This is a genomic window from Neisseria sp. HMSC075C10, from assembly GCF_001815615.1.
Lineage (GTDB): Bacteria > Pseudomonadota > Gammaproteobacteria > Burkholderiales > Neisseriaceae > Neisseria > Neisseria subflava_A.
Genome location: NZ_KV821251.1, coordinates 1 through 20641, shown reverse-complemented (window position 1 = coordinate 20641; position 20641 = coordinate 1). Strand labels below are relative to the sequence as shown.

Sequence of the window (20641 nt, the reverse complement as noted above, 5' to 3'; positions counted from 1 at the left end):
AGGCCGTCTGAAATTTCAGACGGCCTTTTATTATGTTTTAAAGAATAGGGCGTAGCTTATAGGCTCATACGCCGTGGCGGTCGAGCCAACGTTCGGCATCAAGCGCGGCTTGGCAGCCGGAAGCGGCACTGGTGATGGCTTGACGGTAGGTATGGTCTTTGACGTCGCCTGCCGCCCATATGCCTTCGATATTGGTTGCGCCGACATTGTCACCGGTACCGCCTTTGGTTTTCAGATAGCCGGTTTCATCCATATCGAGTTGACCTTTGAAGATGTCGGTGTTGGGTTTGTGGCCGATGGCGATGAAAACACCTTTTACAGCGATTTCTTCAGTGCTGCCGTCATTGTGTTTCAGGCGTGCACCGGTAACGCCGCTTTCGTCACCCAAGATTTCATCAACCGAGCTGTTGAGCTTGAGGATGATTTTGCCTTCTTCGACGCGTTGCATCAGCTTGTCCACCATGATTTTTTCAGCGCGGAAGCTGTCGCGGCGGTGAATCAGGGTAACGGTGTTGGCGATATTGGCAAGGTAGAGTGCTTCTCCCACAGCGGTATTGCCACCGCCGACTACGGCAACATCTTGTTTTTTGTAGAAGAAACCATCGCAAGTTGCACAGGCGGAAACGCCTTTGCCGGCAAAGGTTTCTTCGCTTGGCAAACCTAAATATTTGGCGGATGCGCCGGTGGCAACGATGAGCGCATCGCAGGTGTATTCGCCCATATCGCCTTTGAGGGTAAACGGACGGTTTTGCAAATCAACGGTGTGGATTTGGTCGAAAATCATTTCAGTGCCGAAGCGTTCGGCATGAGCTTGGAAACGGGCCATTAGTTCCGGACCTTGTACGCCTTCTGCATCGGCAGGCCAGTTGTCCACTTCGGTGGTGGTCATCAGTTGTCCACCTTGCTCAACGCCGGTAATGATTACAGGGTTTAGGTTGGCACGGGCGGCATAGACGGCGGCAGTATAGCCGGCAGGGCCGGAGCCGAGGATGATGAGTTTATGATGGTTGCTCATGATGGTTTCCTTGCTGATGAATGATTGAATTTTGTCGTATCTAAGCTTTCAAACGGCCTGAATTTTACTTGAATCTGCCGCCGTCTGAAATATGTTTGTTGCTTGGGTTTAGTGGCTGTCTTTCCATTGATAGTATTTTGAGCCGAGGAAAGAGCCGAGTTTGCGCAGGAAAGGCTGGGTAATGATGTTGCGGTGGCGCAGTTGCTCAAAAGGTTTCAGACGGCCGTCATCGCCCATGATGGCTTCGGCAATCGCCAAACCGGCAATGCCGGTAATCGCCATGCCGTGTCCGGAATAGCCTTGGGCGTAGAAAACGGTAGGGGCGAGGCGGCCGAAATGTGGGGCGAGGTTGCGCGTAATGTCGCATTCGCCGCCCCAAGAATGCTCGATTCTGACATCGGCAAGTTGCGGGAAAACTTTTAGCATATCTTGGCGGACGAGTTCGGTCATGCGGTCTGGATCGTCGATAAACTCGTTGTCTTTGCCGCCGAAGAGCAGGCGGCCGTCGGCGCTGAGGCGGTAGTAGTCGAGGACGTGGCGGTTGTCGCAGATGGCCATATTATTGCGGATCAGGTCTTTGGCGCGTTCGCCCAGTGGCTCGGTGGCGATGATAAAGGTGCTGACTGCAATGGCTTTTTGTTCCAATACTTTGAATTTTGGGTGCAAGCCTGCATAAGTATTGACGGCATAAACGAGGTTTTTGCACTCAACACTGCCATTGGGCGTATGAACCAGCCAGCCGTTATCGCATGGCTCGATACGCGTCATCGGGGATTGCTCAAAAAGTTGTGCTTCTGCATCGGCTGCCGCTTTGGCAATGCCTAGGGTGTAATTGAGTGGGTGTAAGTGGCCGGATAAAGGATCAAATTGCGCGCCTTGATACATATCGCTGGCAAGTTGCTGCTTCAGCGTGGCTTTATCCCAAAGCTGGTAATGGCTTGCGCCATAATGTTTTTGAGCGTGTTCGTGCCATTGTTGCAATTCTTCCCAATGCTGAGGACGGACGGCGACGGTAGCGTAACCACGTTGCCAATCGCATTGGATATTGTGTTTTTGAATGCGAGAGTCAACCAGTTCAACGGCTTGCAGAGATTGCTGCCAGAACCATTGTGCCTGTTCCAAACCGACTTGTTTTTCGATTTCTTCCATGCCGCAGGCAAAGTCGCTGATGACTTGTCCGCCGCTGCGGCCTGATGCGCCGAAACCGATACGGGCGGCTTCAAGTACGATGACTTCATGGCCGTTTTCGGCAAGCGGTAGGGCGGTGCATAAGCCGGACAGGCCGCCGCCGATAACGCAGGTTTCAGTTTTCAGACGGCCTTCAAGCGTAGGATAAGACGGATGGGGATTGGCAGTGCTGACATAGTAGGAAGGAAGGTATTCTTTGAAGCTGGGATTAATCATGATTTGAGCTTTAGGTTGGTTTTCACTTCATTGAAATTGGTTTTCAGACGGCCTTAAATGTGGGCTTAGATTCAGGCCGTTTGAAAGGATAAGATGCAGTTAATAAAACAGGCTGTTCCGATGCTTTATCGGACAGCCTGTCTGCATATTAGGCGGCTTTCTCGGCTGCCAATTTTTCTTGGCGGTAGGCTTCGGCAGCCTCGCGTTCCCGTTTGGTTGCCTGACGCATCATCCAGTAGTTAACGACAATAACCAGCGTACCGATGATACCGATCAGGATGGTTGCCAGAACGTTCATCTGAGGGTCAAGGCCGAGTTTGATTTTGGAGAAAATCACTTGCGGCAATGTCGATGAACCCGGGCCTGACAGGAAGGAGGTAATCACCAAGTCGTCCAAAGACAGGGTAATGCCCAAGAGGAAGCCGGAAGCGATCGCAGGGGCAATCAGCGGCAGGGTAATCACGAAGAAAATCTTCAGTGGACGGGCACCCAAGTCCATAGCAGCCTCTTCCAAGGATTGATCCAATTCCACCAAGCGCGAGCGGATAACGACGGTAATGTATGCCATGCAAAGCGTGGTGTGGCCGAGGAAGATGGTGAAGAAGCCGCGATCGAAGTAGAGCGATTGCAGCAATTCACTGCCTTGCAGGAACATTTGCACCTGAATAATCAACAGCAGCATGGATAAACCGGTAATCACGTCAGGCATCACCATAGGCGCGGAAATCATACCGGCAAACAGGGTGCTGCCGCGGAAGCGTTTAATACGCGCCATAGCGTAACCAGCCAATGTGCCGAGTGCCACGGCGGCAAGCGAGGAAACGATGGCGATACGCAATGACAGCCAGGCTGCTTCCAAGATGGTGTCGTTTTCCATCAATGCGCCGTACCATTTGGTTGAAAAACCGCCCCAAACGGTAACCAGTTTGGATTCATTGAAAGAATAGATGACCAAAACCACCAGCGGAATATAGAGGAATGCCAGCGAGAGCAGGAGCATCAGTTTCAAGAACCAGGATAATTTGGTTTTCTGCATTATTTGCCTCCTTCTTCCAATTCGCGGTTTTCATAGTGCTGGAACAGGGCAATCGGTACAACCAGCAGGGCAACCATAACGACGGCGACGGCAGAAGCCAGCGGCCAGTTGTTTTGGTCGAAGAATGCCTGCCACAATACTTTACCGATCATCAGGTTTTCAGAACCGCCCACCAATTCAGGAATCACAAATTCACCGACGGCCGGAACAAAGACCAGCATAGAGCCTGCGATGATGCCTGTTTTGGATAAAGGCAGGGTAATGGTAAAGAACGATTTGATCGGACCTGCGCCCAAGTCGGACGCGGCTTCGAGCAGACGGTTGTCCAGTTTTACCAGTTGTGTGTACAGCGGCAAAATCATAAACGGCAAATAGGCGTAAACCATCACCAAATTCAGCGAAAAAGCATTGTAGAACAGGTCTAAAGGCTCGCTGATGATTCCATATTTGATTAAGAAATTATTGATGATGCCGTTGTGACCCAATAAGCCCATCCATGCGTAAACACGCAACAGGAAAGAAGTCCAGAAAGGCAGCATGATTGCCAACAGCAGGCCGTTGCGCGTAGCCGGATTGGCGCGTGAAATGGCATAAGCGGTCGGATAACCAATCAACAGGCAGATGATGGTCGTTGTCAGCGCAGTCTTAATTGAAGACCAGTAGGTCATCAGATAGATATTGCTGTTTTCACTGTCGCCAAACGGATTGAGCGTATTCCAAAAGTTTTGGAAGATGTCAGCGTAGTTCTGATAGCTGATGGCAATGTTCAGACGGCCTAAGTCTTCATCAATCGTCGTCAAAGGCGTAAATGGCGGAATGGCGATTTCTTGTTCGGCAAAGCTGATTTTCAATACGATGGCGAACGGAATCAGAAATAGAATCAAAAGCCAAATATACGGCACGGCAATCACTGCACGCTGTCCAGGACGGCGAAACAGTTTCTTTTTCAGTTTTTTAAGGTCCATTGCATTTCCCTCAAATTAACTGTACAGAGGCGTAGGTTGGTTTTCAGGCCAGCTGATATAGACAGTTTCGTCCCAAGTCGGCGGTGTAATGTTGCGCACATACCAATAAGGTGCGGGAACTTGGCTTTTGACGACACGGCCGTTGGCAAGTTTGATGTGGTAAATCGCGAAGCTGCCCAGATAGGCAATTTCTTTAACCGTGCCTTGGGCCCAGTTGTGCGCGCCCAAGTGTTCTGGTTTTTCTTTATGCAAATCAATGTCTTCAGGGCGGATGCTGATCCAGATTTCATGCTCGTTCGGAACGCCCAGGCCGTGGTCGATGCGGACGTGGTTTTCCAAGCCGTCACATTTGACGATAGAGAAATCGGCGCGGTCGTCAACAACGACGCCGTCAAAAATATTGGTTTCGCCGATAAATTCAGCAGTAAAGCGACTGTTAGGGTAATCGTACACGTCGCTAGGTGTGCCGACTTGGCGCAATTGGCCGTCGGACATAATGGCGATACGGGTAGCCATCGTCATCGCTTCTTCTTGGTCGTGGGTAACCATGATGCAGGTTACGCCGACTTGTTCCAGCGTGTTGACCAATTCCAGTTGGGTTTGTTGGCGCAGTTTTTTATCGAGTGCGCCTAAAGGTTCGTCAAGCAGCAGGATTTTCGGACGTTTTGCCAGGCTGCGCGCCAAAGCGATACGTTGTTGTTGACCGCCGGAAAGTTGGTGCGGCTTGCGTTTGGCGTATTTGGTCATTTGCACCAGGCGCAACATTTCTTCGACGCGGGCGTCGATTTCGCCTTTAGGCATTTTGTCTTGTTTCAGACCGAAAGCGATGTTTTGCTCAACGCTCATGTGCGGGAACAGGGCATAGCTTTGGAACATCATGTTGATTGGGCGTTCGTACGGAGCAAGTTTGGTAATGTCTTGGCCGTCGAGAATGATTTTGCCCTGATTTGGGCTTTCCATGCCTGCCAACATGCGCAGCAGCGTAGATTTGCCACTGCCTGAGCTGCCCAAAAGGGCGAAGATTTCGTGTTGATAGATGTCCAAGTCGATGTTATCGACAGCGTAATTGTCACCAAACTTTTTCACCAAGCCTTGGATTTGCAAATAAGGTTTGGCTGAAGACGCAGTGGTTGCGGTCATAATGGCAATACTCCAAAAAGAAAGACGAGTACCGGCAAAACGGATTTTCGAATGGGTGATAAAAAGCTGTTTGATTGCTGGCGGGAGTCGGACGGAGGCCGTCTGAAACTCTTGTAAAGCGCACGGGCAGCGTGGATAGAAAGCAGTTTAAGCCTAAGCTTTTGCTCTCGGCAAACTCAATATTATATTAGCCTAAGCCTCATAGGGGCAATATGAAATTGCTTGTATCGGCTGATTTGAAACAAATATGAAAGGAAAGGCAGGCAGGGAAACAAGATAGTAAAAATGGGTAACGTTGTTTTTCTGCACAAAAGGGGGTAATTATTATCTATATGTCTTAAATAATTATTCAAAATAGAATAAAATACGCAAATTACATTTATTTACTAAAACCATAATGGATTACGTTTTATATCGGGCGAGGCGGTTTTACTCGGAATTAAAACTAAATCCGCTATATAAATAAAAGGGAAAACATGAGTATCAAAGAATGGCCCGAAGGGGAGCGGCCGCGCGAGAAGCTCTTGGCGCACGGTGCGGCGGCGTTGAGTGATGCGGAGTTGCTGGCGATTTTGTTGCGTGTCGGAACGCGCGGTATGAGCGCGGTTGATTTAGCGCGTTATTTGTTGAGTGAGTTTGGCAGCTTGGGGAAGCTGATGAGTGCGGATGCCAAAACACTCGCTGCCTATAAGGGCATGGGCTTGGCGAGCTATACTCAATTTGCAGTGGTCAAAGAAATCGGGCGGCGGATTTTGGGTGAAGATTTGCAGGAGCAGATAGTTTTGTCAAACCCGAAATCGGTTGCGGATTATCTGCGCCTGCATCTTGGACATGAAAAAATTGAGGTCAGCGTTGCTTTGCTGCTCAACCGTCAAAATCAATTGATTGTGGTACGGGAATTGTCGCGCGGTACGGTGGCGGAAAACACAGTTTATATCCGTGAAATCGTCAAATTGGCATTGGATGAATACGCCGACAGTTTGATTTTGGCACACAATCATCCGGGCGGTTCGGCAAGGCCGTCTGAATCTGATGTGCAGTTTACAGAGCGTTTGAAACAGGCTTTAAGTTTGGTCGATATTACGCTGTTGGACCATTTTATCGTGACGGCAAAAGAAACCTGCTCTTTGCGCGAACAGGGCTATATGTAAGGATGAATGTTCAGACGGCCTCAGTAGGATTGATTACCTTGCTGAGGCCGTCTGAAGGATTATTGCGCTACTTCGTCAGAGGATTCTTTCTTATAGACGATTTCTTCCGATTTTGGCTTTTCTTTGCTCTTTTCTTTTTCCTTGTCCTTGTCTTTTTTGCCGTCAGGAATGGCGGCATCAATCACTGCCCCCGTTCCTTTGACAACCAATTTTCCGGCAGTCAGGACAGTTGTAGCTGCCAAATCGACACCGCGCCTACAACGCAGCCGTTAAGCATCAGGCAAAGGGCAAGTGCCGGAAGCAGGCGTTTTGTGCATCTCAATGGCTGCATCCGCAGTGTCCTTCGTGATGATGGTCGCATCCGAGTGCTTCTTGCCAAGCATCATCGTCGCCGTCAAATTCTTCAACTTCGTCAAATTCGCCGTTTTCTACCATGCTTACCAGCTCTTCCAGGCTTTCTGCGCCTTCTACCCAAAAGCAGGGAATATCGGGCGGTGTGTCGGGTGCAAGCAGGGCGGCCTGTTGGTCGTACCAAGCAATCCAGTAGCCGTTTTGCGTTTGTACGAATACGGCATTGGGATGGATGGTTTCGTTTTCGGTATTGACCAGCATTCTGGCAGCGATATCGGTTTGAAAAGGTAAGGTTTGCATGATGGTTTGAGAATGTGAGAAAAGGAAGTATTGTAACATGGTAAAAACAAACGCACCGTCTGAGTCAGGCGGTGCGTTTGTATCTCGGCAACTTGGGTGCGGACGGTTTAGGGTATCGGCCGCACCGGAAATATCATTCCGTTCAGATTATTTGTCGTCGTTAGCCAAAACGAAGCGGTAAATAGCCGCGCCCACTGCTGCGCCGGCAATAGGGGCCAACCAGAACAACCACAGTTGTTCAACAGCCCAGCCGCCTTGGAACAAGGCAACGCCGGTAGAGCGTGCAGGGTTGACGGAAGTATTGGTCACAGGAATGCTGATCAAGTGAATCAGGGTCAGTCCCAGGCCGATGGCGATAGGAGCAAAGCCGGCTGGAGCCAATTTGTCGGTAGAACCCATGATGATGATCAGGAAGAATGCGGTCAGTACGAATTCGATCAGCAAAGCAGCCATCATGTCGTAACCGTTAGGAGAGTGCTCGCCGAAACCGTTGCTGGCAAAGCCGGAAGCAACAGCATCAAAACCGGTTTTACCGGAAGCAATCAGATACAGAACGCCCGCAGCGGCAATCGCACCGATCACTTGGGATACGATGTAAGGCAACAGGTCTTTACCGTTGAAACGGCCGCCGATGAAAAGGCCGACGGAAACGGCAGGGTTGAAGTGGCCGCCGGAAATGTGGCCAACGGCGTAAGCCATGGTCAGTACGGTCAAACCGAATGCTAAAGCGACACCGGCAAAGCCAATGCCAAGTTCAGGGTAGGCTGCTGCCAAAACTGCGCTGCCGCAGCCGCCGAATACCAGCCAGAAAGTGCCGAAAAATTCTGCAAAATATTTTTTCATTTGTTTTTCCTCGTAAAGGGTGGGGTGTTGCCGAAGGCATGAATCATAATAATATTGCTTTTAATCGAAAAACGGATTTACCTGTTTTTTCCGGTCTTGACAAAAGGCCGTCTGAAAATGGTGACAAACGGGTAGAAATATGCATTTTGCAGGTCGAGTTTGGTTGATTGAACCTTGTTTTTTGTGAAGCAAATGCCGTTAATGCAAAAGCATTTAGATTTGTAAGAAATGTTGTTTATAGATTACTTATTTGCTTGTTTATTTGATTGGAATCTCTGAACCCATTATCTGATTTAAAAAGGCCGTCTGAAAGTTTCAGACGGCCTTGATTTAAGCAAGGATAAATTAATCCAGATGGTCGCTACTTTGCGCCAAGATGGTGCGGTTGCCGTTGTTTTCCGCAGGGGAAACAATACCGTCGGCTTCCATTTGGTCAATCAGGCGGGCGGCACGGTTGTAGCCGATGCGCAGTTGTCGTTGGATATTGGAAATGCTGGCTTTACGCGATTTCAAGACAACGGAAACGGCTTCGTCATACATGGGGTCGAGGTCGCTGTCGTTGCTGCGGCTGGTGCCGGTAAAGTCTTCGGTGGAACCGTTGCTCAAAATATCGTCGATATAGTCGGGTGCGCCAAATTGTTTCAGGTATTCCACTACACGGTGTACTTCGTTGTCGGAAGCGAACGCGCCGTGTACACGTTGCGGATAGCCGGTGCCGGGTGGCAGGAACAGCATATCGCCTTGGCCGAGCAGGTTTTCCGCACCCATTTGGTCAAGAATCGTGCGGCTGTCGATTTTGCTGGACACTTGGAAGGCAATGCGTGTCGGAATATTGGCTTTAATCAGGCCGGTGATGACATCCACGCTGGGGCGTTGAGTGGCAAGAATCAAATGGATACCGGCTGCGCGTGCTTTTTGGGCAAGACGGGCGATCAGTTCTTCAATTTTCTTACCGGCGGTCATCATCAGGTCGGCAAATTCATCTACGACGACCACGATAAACGGCAGTTTTTCCAATGGCTCAGGATCTTCAGGCGTGAGGCTGAACGGGCTGCCGATTTTTTCACCACGCGCGGCGGCTTCGGCAATTTTTTGGTTGAAACCGGCAAGGTTGCGCACGCCCATAAAGCTCATCAGGCGGTAGCGTTTTTCCATTTCGTTGACGCACCAGTTCAGTGCGTTTGCAGCCAATTTCATATCGGTTACGACAGGGGCGAGCAGGTGCGGAATGCCTTCGTAAATGCTCAGTTCCAGCATTTTCGGGTCAATCATAATCATGCGCACGTCTTCTGGCGTTGCTTTGAAGAGCATGGACAGAATCATGGCGTTCACGCCTACGGATTTACCCGAACCGGTCGTACCGGCAACCAGCAGATGCGGCGCTTTGGCCAAGTCAGTGACGACAGGCTGGCCGGTAATGTCTTGGCCGAGCGCGAGGGTCAGTTTGGATTTGGACTCGGTAAACGCAGGCGAATTAAAGATTTCGCTCAGGCGGATCATTTGGCGTTTCGGATTAGGCAATTCCAAGCCCATGCAGGTTTTGCCGGGGATGGTTTCCACCACGCGGATGGAAGCCACGCCAAGCGAGCGCGCCAAGTCTTTTTCAAGATTCAAAACGGCACTGCCGCGCACGCCGACATCAGGCTCAATCTCGTAGCGCGTAATGACCGGGCCGGAATAGGAGTCCATCACTTTGACTTTAACTTTGAACTCGGCCAGTTTTTCTTCGATGGTAATGCTGTTTTCCAACAACTGTTCTTCAGTTTGCGAGGCGCTCGGGTCAAACTGCGGCGGCAGGAGCAGGGCAGTGGTCGGTAGAAGCGCATCGGTCAGTGTTGCCGAAGTTGGAATAGCTATGCTTGGTGTATCTTCTTGAACGCTTGGTTCTACGCTTTGAACAGGTGTTTCAACGACTGTCTGTGTATATTCAGACGGCCTTGCGATTGTTTCAACAGATTCAACGGGTTCAATGGTTTCAACCGCTTGAATAGCTTCTGCTTCCGCTTGTACAGGCGCTTCCGGCTCACCATCGAATTCTGTTTCTTCGACGGCAGATTCGCTGATTAAATAATCGCGGATACTGCGTTCAGGCTGATTGCTGACATGCGCATTGACTTGTGCATCAAAAATCGGCACTTGGATTTTATGTTCAAAAGCAGGCAGTTCGGGGATATCAATCGGCGCAATCGAGGTTTGGAAAACAGGCGGTTCGGGGATATCGGTTTTAGCCATAGGGACAACTGGTACGGCAGGAGGCTCGACTACGGTTGCGTTTGGCGCGGCAGGTCGGGGGATATAAGGGGATTTTTTAACAGGCACAGCCGGTTTCGGACGGGACGGCGTTGCCGGTGCGGCAGGTCGTGGTGCAACAGCTTCCGTGGCAGCTTGTTTACGCGCCCATCTTTCGGCGGCCGCTTCGGTATAGCGAACTTGACGGCGCAAGCTGGCAGGACGGCTGATTTGTCCCAAGTTGGCCAGAATTTCGTCATTTTCGATGGTGCGCGGAGAGTAGTCGCGCAATGGGGCGACGGCCTCGGCCAGTTTGTGGCGGGCGGCGGTACGGCGGGCAAGGTTGTTGTGAATATCTTCCGCTTGGATTTCAGAAGGGAATGCCTGCATGGAAGTATAGGGGAGGATGGCTTCTTTTTCGGCAGTTCTTAAGGCCGTCTGAACGGTTTCGATATGCGGCGCATGGGCTTCTGCCACGCGGACATTATTGGCGCGCGCCAAGGCACGTTCGCGTGTGCGGCGCAAGATAGGGTCGTTATAGTCGATGATTTCCATGCCGGTCATCGGCAGGGATGAAGCACGCAACAATGGGGTTTCGATTTCGTCTTTGTAAATCGGCGCATTTTTTTCGGCCAAATGCTCGTTCCATTCTTCAACCGCTGCTTCGTGTAGGGAACGGGTGGCTTCTTCTAATGTGATTTCTTCAAAATTGCTGTTTTGCACCAAAGACGGGCTGTATTCGGGCGTTTCCATTTGTGCAAACGGCGTGATTTTAGGAATACGTTCCGGTTTGGCAGATTTGCGGGTTTTAGGCGCAATTTTGATTTCTTCTTCGGTAGCTGCGATGTGTTCCGGCTCTTCGGCAACTGGCTCTGCTGCGTGCTCTTCGTTTGTTTCGGCGCGTTGCATTTTATTGTGTTCGAGTGCGGAAAGCAGGCGGATGCGGGCGATTTTATGGTTGTCGGCAGTGCGCTTGTTCATGCTGAACAAACGTTTCAGGCTGTCCAGTTGGTCGGAAAAACCGACCGGGCTGTCTTCTTCGTTTATTTCTTGTTCGTCGCCACTGAGTCGGGCCAATTCATGGCGCCACTTTTGCTCTTGTTTCTGGCGCCACCAGAACAAGCCGGCTATGGCGGCCAGCAGAATTAAAGCCAATATTGTCCAAAGCATGCGTCCATCCCCTTAATTAAACGGCAAAGTCCGTTATTCTAACGCTTTTTTCGGGTAAACAAAACCAGCCGAAACAAGCTTTAACGGCAAAGGCAGACAGGATTGTCAAAGCTGTGGCTTGAGGCGCGTATAATAGGCCGTCTGAACATTTTGCGGATGAGAAGATGATTTTTCAAAACGGATGGTTTCCCGTTGGTGTCGTGATGGCGGCATGGCCTGTGTTGCTGGTGATTTTTGCTTTATGCGCAAAGCAGGCATGGGTGTCGGTATCGCAGCATCGTTCCGCATTTTTGTTGGCTGCCGTGATGTTGCCGCTGGCTTGGAGTTTGAATGCCTCTCCGGAAAGCGGACAACTGGCCGGCATGAGCTATCATTTGCTCGCCTTGAACCTGACGGCTTTAATGCTGGGCACCTCTGCTGCGTTCTGCATCGGCGTTTTGCTGTTTTTTCCATATTTGTGGCTTTGGGGCGATTGGCATATGTTCCCCATCAATGCCTTGTCCGTATTGCTTCCGCCTTTGTTGGTGAACTTGGGTTTCCGCCATTGGGTGTCGCGTTTGCCTGCCAATATCTTTATCTTTATTTTTCTGAATGGTTTTTGGGCTGCGGCGGTCGGCATGGTGTTTACCGGCGTGGTTTTGATCGGTTTGTTGGACTGGGCGGATGTATTTGATACGACGGTATTATGGAAAACCGCTTTTCCTGTTTTCTTCTTAATCGCTTGGGCAGAGGCATTTTTGAGCGGTATTTCAACAGCCATTTTTATCGCGCTCAAGCCACAATGGATTTGTACTTTCGATGACGGCAGGTATTTGAAATCCGCGCCTAAGATTTGGCAATAAGATATGAAGGCATCCTTGTTTGGTTTCAGACGGCCTCATGACCGGATGGCCTGTTTTCAATTAAATTTTTAACGTGTTATGTTTGCTTATATTTTTCCCATTGTTTGCGGCGCTGCCGTCGGGGCTGTATTGCGTTGGTTGTTTGGCTTGGTGCTGGTGTCTTCTGCGCCTTTTTCTATCGGTACATTGGCGGCAAACTGGCTGGGCGCGCTGCTGATCGGCGTATTGGCAGAACTCTTAACCGATCCGCAATGGCGTTTGCTTTGGGTTACCGGATTTCTCGGTAGCTTGACCACATTTTCAGGTTTTTCAGTGGAGATGGTGGGTTTGATGCAGGCGCAACGTTGGGGCATGGCTTTGATGGCAACCTGTCTACATGTTTTCGGTTCGTTTGGTTTGACGGCGCTGGGGATTAAATTGGCGCAGATTTGGAAGTAAGTTACTATTTTTTATTTGAAATATAAACCAAAGGCCGTCTGAAAACCTGTTTTCAGACGGCCTTTGGCTTTATCAATTAGGGGTGTACATAGCTTTTTGTACGCGCTAAATCGGTAATTAACAGCGGATTGTCTTTGCGCATCATATCGATCAGCTCTTGGCAACGTTTGGTTGTTGGATCTTGCCAGAGCCAGTCAAGCTCAGGCTGGGTAAGGCCGACTATCTGAAGAAATTGAACTTCACCGTTTGGCGTTTTGATAGCGGGCAGCTTAGGGTCTGGTGCGAAGGCTACGCCGACGATGGCGGTTTCTGTATCCATTCGGATAGGGCCGTTAGTCGAAGTAAAGTGGTAGGCTTCAAACCAGTTGCCACTTTCAAAAACGTAACGGCCAAGGTTATTCATCATGTTGACTGCCCAATAAGGCTCGTGTTTGGTGTTGTAGTCAGAATCCGGATCCTGATCGTAAGGGGGAGTACGGAAGGTAAATTCAAATCCCCATTTACTGTAATCTGCACCGGCAAGTTCTGGCTTAAAGTAAAGTTCGCTCATGCCGTAGGAAACAATGTGGCGATGGAAGGTTTGCTCTTCGCAATCAAAAATGTCGCTATTGTCCAGTGGATCGGTGCCTCCCAACCAATATTTGATTATAGGGCCATAGGAGCGTGGTTTGACATCACCATAAAGTGCTTTAAGCGCAGTATCGATGGCTTCCCAGCCGACAGCCTGATCTTCTTTAAAAGTTTGGCGGTATTCTTGTTCGTTCATTGTCTGTTTCCGTGTCGTTGATAATTTGGTTGTAAATTAATTCGCGTGTTTTTTTTTAGAATGTGTTGTTTCTAAAAATAAAGCGATTTAAATATGATATCTTATTTGCTTTTTTAATCAATACCAATAGGCAAACAGACGGTTTCTTGACAATAGGTTTTGCCGGACTCGCTTAAGTGTGCCGGTTTGTAGGCAGCAAAGGTGTAGGTCAGGTCTGCGCGGAATGTATCGGGATCGGCTTCGGCGGTGTCGCAGTTGAGGCCGGTGGGAATATCAAGGGCGACTTTCAGGCCGTCTGAATGATTGAGTTGGCGGCAGAGGGCGGCGATTTCGGTTGGAAGTGCGCCGCTGAAGCCTGTGCCGAATATGCCTTCGATAATGATGTCGTAACCGTTTTTCAGACGGCCTTCCAGTTCTTGGACGGATATCAATTCAATATGGGGCAAACCGTTGAGTCGTTCGCGATTGGTTTGAGCCAAAGGGGAGAGGTTTTCTCCGAGTGAAAACAGAATATCGATATGCCAACCTTGCGCCTGCATATATCTTGCCATGACTAAGCCGTCGCCGCCGTTGTTGCCTTTGCCACAAACGATCAGTGCGCGTCCGGCTTGAGGATGACGCTGCATAAGGTCTTGGGCGGCAGAGCTGCCGGCGTTTTCCATCAGTTGGTCGAAGCTTGTGCCTTTATCGACGGCTGCTTGTTCGCGTTCGCGCATTTGGGCGGCGGTATAGACTTTCATGATTGGCTCTCTTTGCAGGAAATTATTTGTCAGCGGTATTCATCAGGCGCAAGGCTTTCAGACGGCCTATTTCTTTTTGATATTCCACCAGTCCGATAAATGTGCCGTCTCGGCTGTATACGCGGATGGGCTGTTCGGCGGAAATGTCTTCGGTAAACTGGGGGCGCTGGCCGTGTTTAAGCATGGTAACGGCGTAGTCGTTCAACTCAAGTCTGGGGAAATGTTGCACCAAGACATCGCAAGGCAGCAACAAGGCATCGCGTTCGGCTTCGTCCAATTCTGCCAAGGCTTCGAGCGTGTGGCTTTGGGCAATGGAAAAGCCTGCAGTTTCGGTACGGCGCAGGGCGGTCAGGTGGGCGAATGTGCCGATGTGTTTGGCGATATCTTCGCTGAGGGTGCGGATGTAAGTACCCTTGCTGCAACGTACGTCTATCACGGCTTTGGGTGCATTAAACTCAGTAATATCAATGGAGTAAATGGTAATGTCGCGCGCTTTGCGTTCGATAACGATGCCTTTGCGTGCGTATTCGTATAGCGGTTTGCCTTCGTGCTTGAGGGCGGAAAACATCGGCGGCACTTGGCGGATATCGCCCGTTAAGGCTTGGCAGGCCGTCTGAAATTCGGACAATGAAATATCGGCGCGTGCGGTGGCAACGATTTCGCCTTCGGCATCGCCTGTGCTGCTGGCTTCGCCCAGTTTCAGCGTGGCCGTATAGGCTTTGTCGGCATCAATCAGGTATTGGGCGAACTTGGTCGCTTCACCGAAGCAAACAGGCAAAAGCCCTGTGGCCAAAGGATCGAGTACGCCGGTATGTCCGGCTTTTTCGGCATGGAACAAGCGCCGCGCTTTTTGCAGGGCGGTGTTGCTGGAAAGGCCTTCAGGTTTGTCGAGGAGAAGAACGCCGTTGACCGGGCGTTTGGTGGGTTTATTGGTCATATTAATTAGGAAATATTAATGTTCAGGCCGTCTGAAAGGGTTCAGACGGCCTGCGTGTTTTAATCAATCAGTCTTCAACCGGTTTTTCCGCCGCTACTTGGTCGATCAGGCTGGAAATGCTCATGCCGCGTTCGAGTGATTCGTCGTATTTGAAGTGCAGCTCGGGCGTTTTGAAGAGTTTGATGCGTTTGGCCAATTCGCTGCGCAAATGGCCTTTGGCGTGTTCCAAAGCTTCTTCGGTAATGTCGCGTGTGCTGTCGTCGAGGACGGTGTAGAACACGGTTGCGTGGCTGTAATCGCGGGTGACTTCGACTTCGTTGATGGTGATGAAGCCTGCGCGCGGGTCTTTCAGGCCGGTACGGACGAGTTCGGCAAGCTCGCGCATGATTTGTTCTTTGACACGGTCTTGGCGGGCGTAGCCGCGTTGGGGTTTTCTCATGGTTTTCCTTGATGTATGGCAGGCTGTCGTTTTCAGACGGCCTGCGGTTTGGATTTTGAAAAGCTGCCTATTATAACGGAGCGCGGTTTATTGTGCTTGAACCGAGAAAGGCATATCGATTTTTTGCCATTGCGCGCTTTCGTAGTCCAGCGCATCGGCAATGAGGGGGTGTTGCTCCAGCCATTGGGCGTTGATGCGCAAGATGAAGCTGTGGTTGTTTTCGTCGACGCGAAGCTGGGTTTGCGGTGGCAAATCAAGCGGCAGGCGCGAACGGCAGAAGAGGGCGGCCAGGCGCAGGGACAACACGGCACACCACATGATTTCGTTGTTGCCGATAATGTCCGCCATTTTCTTAAGGTCGCCGCGATGGCCGATAACCAGTTGCGCCAAAATGGTTTGCTCTTTGCGTGAGAAGCCCGGCATATCGGCGTTTTCGAGAATGTAGGCGGAGTGTTTGTGATAGCCGGTATGGGCAATATCCAAGCCGATTTCATGCAGACGGCCTGCACGGCTGAGGTATTGGTTCCACAGGGCAAGCTCTTGAACGGTTACGTTTTTGGCGTGGCACAGGCTGTTCATGAAGGCTTGCGCGGTATCGGCAACGCGTTTGGCTTGGTTGAGGCTGACGTGGTAGCGTTTTTGGAACTCTGCCGTTGTCTGTTCGCGCATATCAACATTGAGGCTGCGGCCGATTAAGTCGTAGAACACGCCGTCGCGGAGGGCGGCTTCGGTAACGGTCATTTTGGTCAGCGAGAGTTCTTCAAAAGCGGCCATCATCACGGCCAATCCACCTGCAAAAACTTCGACGCGTTCGGGTTTGAGGTTTTCAAATTTGGCTTTTTTAACTGAACCGGCTTCGATAATCCTATCGGCAAGATAACGCATGCCTTGGGCGGTAATATCGGCTTCTTGCGGCAATTCGGCTGCCAAAACGTCGCGTATGGATTTTGCCGAACCGGACGTGCCGATGGCGAAATCCCAACCGGTGCGCTTCATCAGTTTGCTGATGCGTTGGATTTCGATACGCGCGGCGGAAACGGCGGCTTGGAAATCTTTGGCGGTCACTTTGTTTTGGAAGAAGCGCATGCTGTACGTTACGCAGCCTAAAGGCAGGCTTTCTGTGGTCAGCGGTTGCAAATCCGAGCCGATGACAAATTCGGTCGAACCGCCGCCAATGTCGATAACCAGCATTTTGTCGCCTTTGGGCGGCAGGGTATGCACTACGCCGGTGTAAATCAGACGCGCTTCTTCACGGCCGGCGATGACTTCGATAGGAAAACCCAGTGCCGCTTCGGCACGGGGCAGGAATTGGGCGATGTTTTTAGCGACGCGGAAAGTGTTGGTGGCCACCACGCGCACGTTTTCAGGTTGGAATCCGCGCAGGCGTTCGCCAAATTTTGCCAAACATTCCAAGGCTTGTTCTTGAGAGGCTTCGCTTAGGTTTTTTTGTTCGTCCAAGCCGGCGGCAAAGCGAACCATTTGTTTGAACGAGTCGATGACTTTCAGCTGGCCGTTGTTGTTTTCACAAATTTGCAGGCGGAAACTGTTGGAACCCAAGTCGACGGAGGCTAAAACGTTGGCGGGAGTGGTGGTCATAAAAAATACCGGTTGATTAGAAAAACCTAAATGTTACTTGAGGCGGTATCACTTGACAATAAAAGGTATACAGCTCTTTGATTCTGCTCATAGATGTATTTTATAATGCTGATTTTAAGCCAATATATTAAAGGCCGTCTGAACTTTTCAGACGGCCTAAAAAGAGAAAACACATGAAATCGGAAAACCAAGATTCCTTATTTTTATCGCGCCGCCGTCTGTTGCAAGTCGGCGGAGCCATGCTTTTGACGCCTGCGACCGCATGGGCGGGGGCGCAACGTGAAGAAACGCTGGCGGATGATGTGGCTTCCGTGATGCGCAGTTCGATTAATAGCGCCAGCCCTGCGCGGCTGGTGTTTGCCGATTTGAGGGAAGGGGAGCGTTGGTTGGCGGCGATGTCTTCCCGATTGGCACGTTTCATTCCCGATGAGGGCGAGCGCCGTCGCCTGTTGATTAATATTCAATATGAAAGCAGTCGTGCCGGACTCAACACTCAAGTGATTCTGGGCTTGATTGAAGTGGAAAGCGCGTTTCGCCAATATGCCATCAGCGGCGTGGGCGCGCGCGGTTTGATGCAGGTAATGCCGTTTTGGAAAAACTATATCGGTAATCCGTCGCACAATCTTTTCGATATACGAACCAATCTACGCTATGGCTGCACCATTCTGCGCCATTACAACAATATCGAAAAAGGCAATATTGTCCGCGCTTTAGCAAGGTTTAATGGCAGCTTGGGCAGTAACAAATATCCAAACGCCGTGTTAGGCGCGTGGCGAAATAGATGGCAGTGGGGTTGATTCGGGATAAATGGGATAGGGCAGATCTTGCGTGACGTTGTTTTTTGTTAAAACCGTTTTATACCGATGAAGCAGGTTTGCGATAAACGGCTTGCGATTTGACCCCATGCAATTCCTTTGAATCCTGTATAATCAGAAAATCTGTTAATTCACACTTTCAGACGGCCTTTCGCAAACTTAAGGCCGTCTGAAACATTATTTATGGCAAGAGATAACCGAATTCAAATGTTTCCGCACGAGTGGCGTGCCAGTACCACACTTTCCGGCGTTTACGCACTGCGTATGTTGGGGATGTTTTTGGTGTTGCCTGTTTTGGCGATGTATGCCGCTTCGTTGCCCGGCGCAGAAAACAATAAAGCGCTGGTCGGTATGGCGATGGGTATTTATGGGCTGACACAGGCTTTGCTGCAGTTGCCTTTAGGCATGGCTTCCGACAAGTTCGGCCGTAAAAAAGTAATTTATGCCGGCTTGATTGTATTTGCGGCAGGTAGTTTTTTGGCTGCAGTTGCCGACAGCCTGCAGATGTTGGTTGCCGCGCGTGCCATTCAGGGCGCGGGCGCAGTCAGTGCGGCGGTAACGGCTTTGCTGGCGGATTTGACCCGTAACGAAGTGCGGACGCGTGCGATGGCGATGATCGGCCTGAGTATCGGCTTGACCTTTTCCGTCAGCCTAGTGCTGGCGCCGATGATTGCCAGCTTTATCGGCGTATCCGGCCTGTTTGCGCTGACCGGTATTCTGACGGTAATCAGTATCGGCGTGGTTGCCTGGATGACACCTGATCCGGAAGTGTCAAAAATGCACGAAGACACGCAGGCTCAGCCTTCGCGTATGGGCGAGGTATTGAAAAACCGCCAACTGCTCAATCTCGACTTCGGTATTTTTGCCTTGCATGCGGCGCAAATGGCATTATTTACCGCATTGCCGTTTGCCATGACACAGCTGGGTTTGGAAAAAATCCATCATTGGCAAGTCTATCTACCTTCAACCATTACCGGTCTGATTATTATGGTGCCGCTGATTATCGTTGGCGAAACGCGCAACAAACTCAAACAAGTGTTTATCCTTGGTATCGTCTGCATTGCCGCGGCGCAAATCGGTTTGCTGTTCGGAATGCACTCGGTATGGTTGATTACCGCTTATCTGATTGTTTATTTTATTGGTTTCAATGTATTGGAAGCCAGCCTTCCGTCTATGGTGTCGAAAATCGCTCCGTCAGATTTGAAAGGCACCGCGATGGGCGTGTATAACACCATGCAGTCGGTCGGTTTGTTTGTCGGCGGCGCAACCGGTGGTTTATTGTTCCAAAAATACGGTTTTGCAGGCGTATTTGCCTTTTGTAGCGTATTGATGTTGCTGTGGTTGGTATTGGCAGTCATTTCGCCGGCACCAAAACCTGTCAAAAACCTCAGCTATCCGCTTAACGCCGAATGGCAACAAAATCCGGATTTGCTCTACGAAAAATTGACCGAAATTGAAGGCGTTGAAAGCATCAGCTTTAGTGCAGACAAACAAACCATTTATATCAAGGCCTTGCAAAAAGGATTCGACCAAGAGGCCGCCGAAAAAATTATCACAGGAGTGTAAAATGTCATTGAATAAAGTTATCCTCATCGGCCGCCTCGGCCGCGACCCGGAAGTCCGCTATATGCCCAACGGCGAGGCCGTCTGTAATTTCAGCGTTGCCACCAGCGAAACTTGGAACGACCGCAACGGCCAACGCGTAGAACGTACCGAATGGCACAACATCACCATGTACCGCAAACTCGCCGAAATCGCCGGTCAATACTTGCGTAAAGGCAGCCAAGTGTACCTGGAAGGCCGTATCCAAAGCCGTAAATACCAAGGCAAAGACGGCATTGAGCGCACTGCTTACGACATCATCGCCAACGAAATGAAAATGCTTGGCGGCCGCAACGACAACAGCGGCGGCGCACCATACGATGACGGCTACAACCAAGGCGGTCATTCGAGCCAAAGCAGTTACCAACAAGCGCCACAACAGCAATACCAATCTGCCCCAGCGCAAGAACCCCCGGCCGCCCCAGCCCGTCGTCCTGCCCCGGCACAACCGACCGCTCCGGTTGATGATATCGACGACGATATTCCATTCTAATCATTGAGCAATACAAAAGGCCGTCTGAAAAATATACTTTCAGACGGCCTTTCAAATGATTCAAAAGAAAATCCTACATTTGCACCGAGCCGCTGACGGTCAGAGACCTTTGCAAAATCCCCCCAAAAATCCCCTAAATTCCCACCAAGACATTTAGGGGATTTTCCATGAGCACCTTCTTTCAGCAAACTGCCCAAGCCATGATTGCCAAACACATCGACCGTTTTCCACTATTGAAGTTGGATCAGGTGATTGATTGGCAGCCGATCGAACAATACCTGAATCGTCAAAAAAACCGTTACCTTTGAGACCACCTCGGCCGTCCCGCCTATCCACTGCTGTCCATGTTCAAAGCCGTCCTGCTCGGAC

19 protein-coding genes and 2 pseudogenes are annotated in these 20641 nt (G+C 50.4%); 7 read left to right on the top strand and 14 right to left on the bottom strand.

The annotated features are described in order from the left end of the window. Positions 1–64: 64 nt before the first annotated feature. From trxB to potA, 5 genes are all read right to left on the bottom strand, one after another. Complete coding sequence (gene trxB, locus HMPREF3047_RS03340; RefSeq protein WP_070712187.1) at positions 65–1015, bottom strand: thioredoxin-disulfide reductase; 951 nt, start codon at positions 1013–1015, stop codon at positions 65–67. A gap of 108 nt (positions 1016–1123) precedes the next feature. Then, positions 1124–2419 carry an NAD(P)/FAD-dependent oxidoreductase gene (locus HMPREF3047_RS03335; protein ID WP_070712186.1) on the bottom strand — a complete coding sequence of 432 codons (1296 nt, stop codon included), beginning with the start codon at positions 2417–2419 and terminating at the stop codon, positions 1124–1126. A gap of 148 nt (positions 2420–2567) precedes the next feature. Then, entirely contained in the window at positions 2568–3455 is an 888-nt protein-coding gene (locus HMPREF3047_RS03330; protein WP_003679574.1) for an ABC transporter permease subunit, read from the bottom strand. Then, a complete protein-coding gene (locus HMPREF3047_RS03325) occupies positions 3455–4420 on the bottom strand; it encodes an ABC transporter permease subunit (RefSeq protein WP_070583319.1) in 966 nt (321 codons plus the stop codon). Before HMPREF3047_RS03325 ends, HMPREF3047_RS03330 begins: the two co-directional genes overlap by 1 nt. A 15-nt stretch (positions 4421–4435) precedes the next feature. Then, positions 4436–5560 carry an ABC transporter ATP-binding protein gene (gene potA, locus HMPREF3047_RS03320; protein ID WP_004520791.1) on the bottom strand — a complete coding sequence of 375 codons (1125 nt, stop codon included), beginning with the start codon at positions 5558–5560 and terminating at the stop codon, positions 4436–4438. A gap of 476 nt (positions 5561–6036) precedes the next feature. Here potA and radC point away from each other — a divergent pair, with 476 nt between their 5' ends. Further along, positions 6037–6711, top strand: a complete 675-nt coding sequence (radC, locus tag HMPREF3047_RS03315; RefSeq protein ID WP_070583317.1) for a RadC family protein — start codon at positions 6037–6039, stop codon at positions 6709–6711. 59 nt (positions 6712–6770) lie between these two features. Here radC and HMPREF3047_RS03310 read toward each other — a convergent pair. The 4 genes and pseudogenes from HMPREF3047_RS03310 to HMPREF3047_RS03295 all read right to left on the bottom strand — a co-directional run bounded on the left by HMPREF3047_RS03310 (position 6771) and on the right by HMPREF3047_RS03295 (position 11604). Beyond that, positions 6771–7042, bottom strand: a pseudogene (locus tag HMPREF3047_RS03310) (NF038104 family lipoprotein). Next, a complete protein-coding gene (locus HMPREF3047_RS03305) occupies positions 7030–7362 on the bottom strand; it encodes a general secretion pathway protein GspG (RefSeq protein WP_070712188.1) in 333 nt (110 codons plus the stop codon). Before HMPREF3047_RS03305 ends, HMPREF3047_RS03310 begins: the two are co-directional and overlap by 13 nt. Before the next feature lie 147 nt (positions 7363–7509). Beyond that, positions 7510–8205, bottom strand: coding sequence for an aquaporin Z (aqpZ, locus tag HMPREF3047_RS03300; protein WP_063067881.1), 696 nt, complete (start codon positions 8203–8205; stop codon positions 7510–7512). Between the two features lie 345 nt (positions 8206–8550). Continuing rightward, positions 8551–11604 (bottom strand): DNA translocase FtsK, encoded by a 3054-nt coding sequence (locus tag HMPREF3047_RS03295; protein WP_070712185.1) that lies wholly within the window; start codon positions 11602–11604, stop codon positions 8551–8553. A 164-nt stretch (positions 11605–11768) separates the two neighbouring features. Between HMPREF3047_RS03295 and HMPREF3047_RS03290 the strand changes: the two genes are divergently transcribed. Further along, entirely contained in the window at positions 11769–12446 is a 678-nt protein-coding gene (locus HMPREF3047_RS03290) for an energy-coupling factor ABC transporter permease (RefSeq protein ID WP_070712184.1), read from the top strand. 78 nt (positions 12447–12524) lie between these two features. Continuing rightward, positions 12525–12884, top strand: a complete 360-nt coding sequence (locus tag HMPREF3047_RS03285) for a CrcB family protein (RefSeq protein WP_070712183.1) — start codon at positions 12525–12527, stop codon at positions 12882–12884. Positions 12885–12960: 76 nt separating this feature from the next. Here the strand turns inward: HMPREF3047_RS03285 and HMPREF3047_RS03280 are convergent, their stop codons facing one another. The 5 genes from HMPREF3047_RS03280 to ppx form a co-directional block, all read right to left on the bottom strand. Beyond that, positions 12961–13650: a suppressor of fused domain protein gene (locus tag HMPREF3047_RS03280; RefSeq protein ID WP_070712182.1), complete on the bottom strand. Its 690-nt coding sequence runs from the start codon at positions 13648–13650 to the stop codon at positions 12961–12963. A 113-nt stretch (positions 13651–13763) separates the two neighbouring features. Beyond that, positions 13764–14390, bottom strand: a complete 627-nt coding sequence (locus HMPREF3047_RS03275; protein WP_070712181.1) for an NAD(P)H-hydrate epimerase — start codon at positions 14388–14390, stop codon at positions 13764–13766. A gap of 22 nt (positions 14391–14412) precedes the next feature. Then, the gene (truB, locus tag HMPREF3047_RS03270) at positions 14413–15327 is read right to left on the bottom strand and encodes a tRNA pseudouridine(55) synthase TruB (RefSeq protein ID WP_070712180.1); all 915 of its coding nucleotides are present in this window, start codon (positions 15325–15327) and stop codon (positions 14413–14415) included. A 67-nt stretch (positions 15328–15394) separates the two neighbouring features. Then, positions 15395–15766: a 30S ribosome-binding factor RbfA gene (gene rbfA, locus HMPREF3047_RS03265; RefSeq protein WP_003685554.1), complete on the bottom strand. Its 372-nt coding sequence runs from the start codon at positions 15764–15766 to the stop codon at positions 15395–15397. An 87-nt stretch (positions 15767–15853) separates the two neighbouring features. Beyond that, complete coding sequence (gene ppx, locus HMPREF3047_RS03260; protein WP_070712179.1) at positions 15854–17362, bottom strand: exopolyphosphatase; 1509 nt, start codon at positions 17360–17362, stop codon at positions 15854–15856. Between the two features lie 173 nt (positions 17363–17535). On the opposite strand from ppx, the gene HMPREF3047_RS03255 reads away from it, so the two are divergent. The 4 genes and pseudogenes from HMPREF3047_RS03255 to HMPREF3047_RS03240 all read left to right on the top strand — a co-directional run. Further along, positions 17536–18159, top strand: coding sequence for a lytic transglycosylase domain-containing protein (locus tag HMPREF3047_RS03255; RefSeq protein WP_070712178.1), 624 nt, complete (start codon positions 17536–17538; stop codon positions 18157–18159). A gap of 201 nt (positions 18160–18360) precedes the next feature. Beyond that, positions 18361–19743, top strand: coding sequence for an MFS transporter (locus tag HMPREF3047_RS03250; protein WP_070712177.1), 1383 nt, complete (start codon positions 18361–18363; stop codon positions 19741–19743). A gap of 1 nt (position 19744) precedes the next feature. Continuing rightward, on the top strand, positions 19745–20272 hold the full coding sequence (locus HMPREF3047_RS03245) for a single-stranded DNA-binding protein (RefSeq protein ID WP_049332709.1): 528 nt from the start codon (positions 19745–19747) through the stop codon (positions 20270–20272). A 167-nt stretch (positions 20273–20439) separates the two neighbouring features. Then, positions 20440–20641, top strand: a pseudogene (locus tag HMPREF3047_RS03240) (IS5/IS1182 family transposase); the annotation flags it as partial.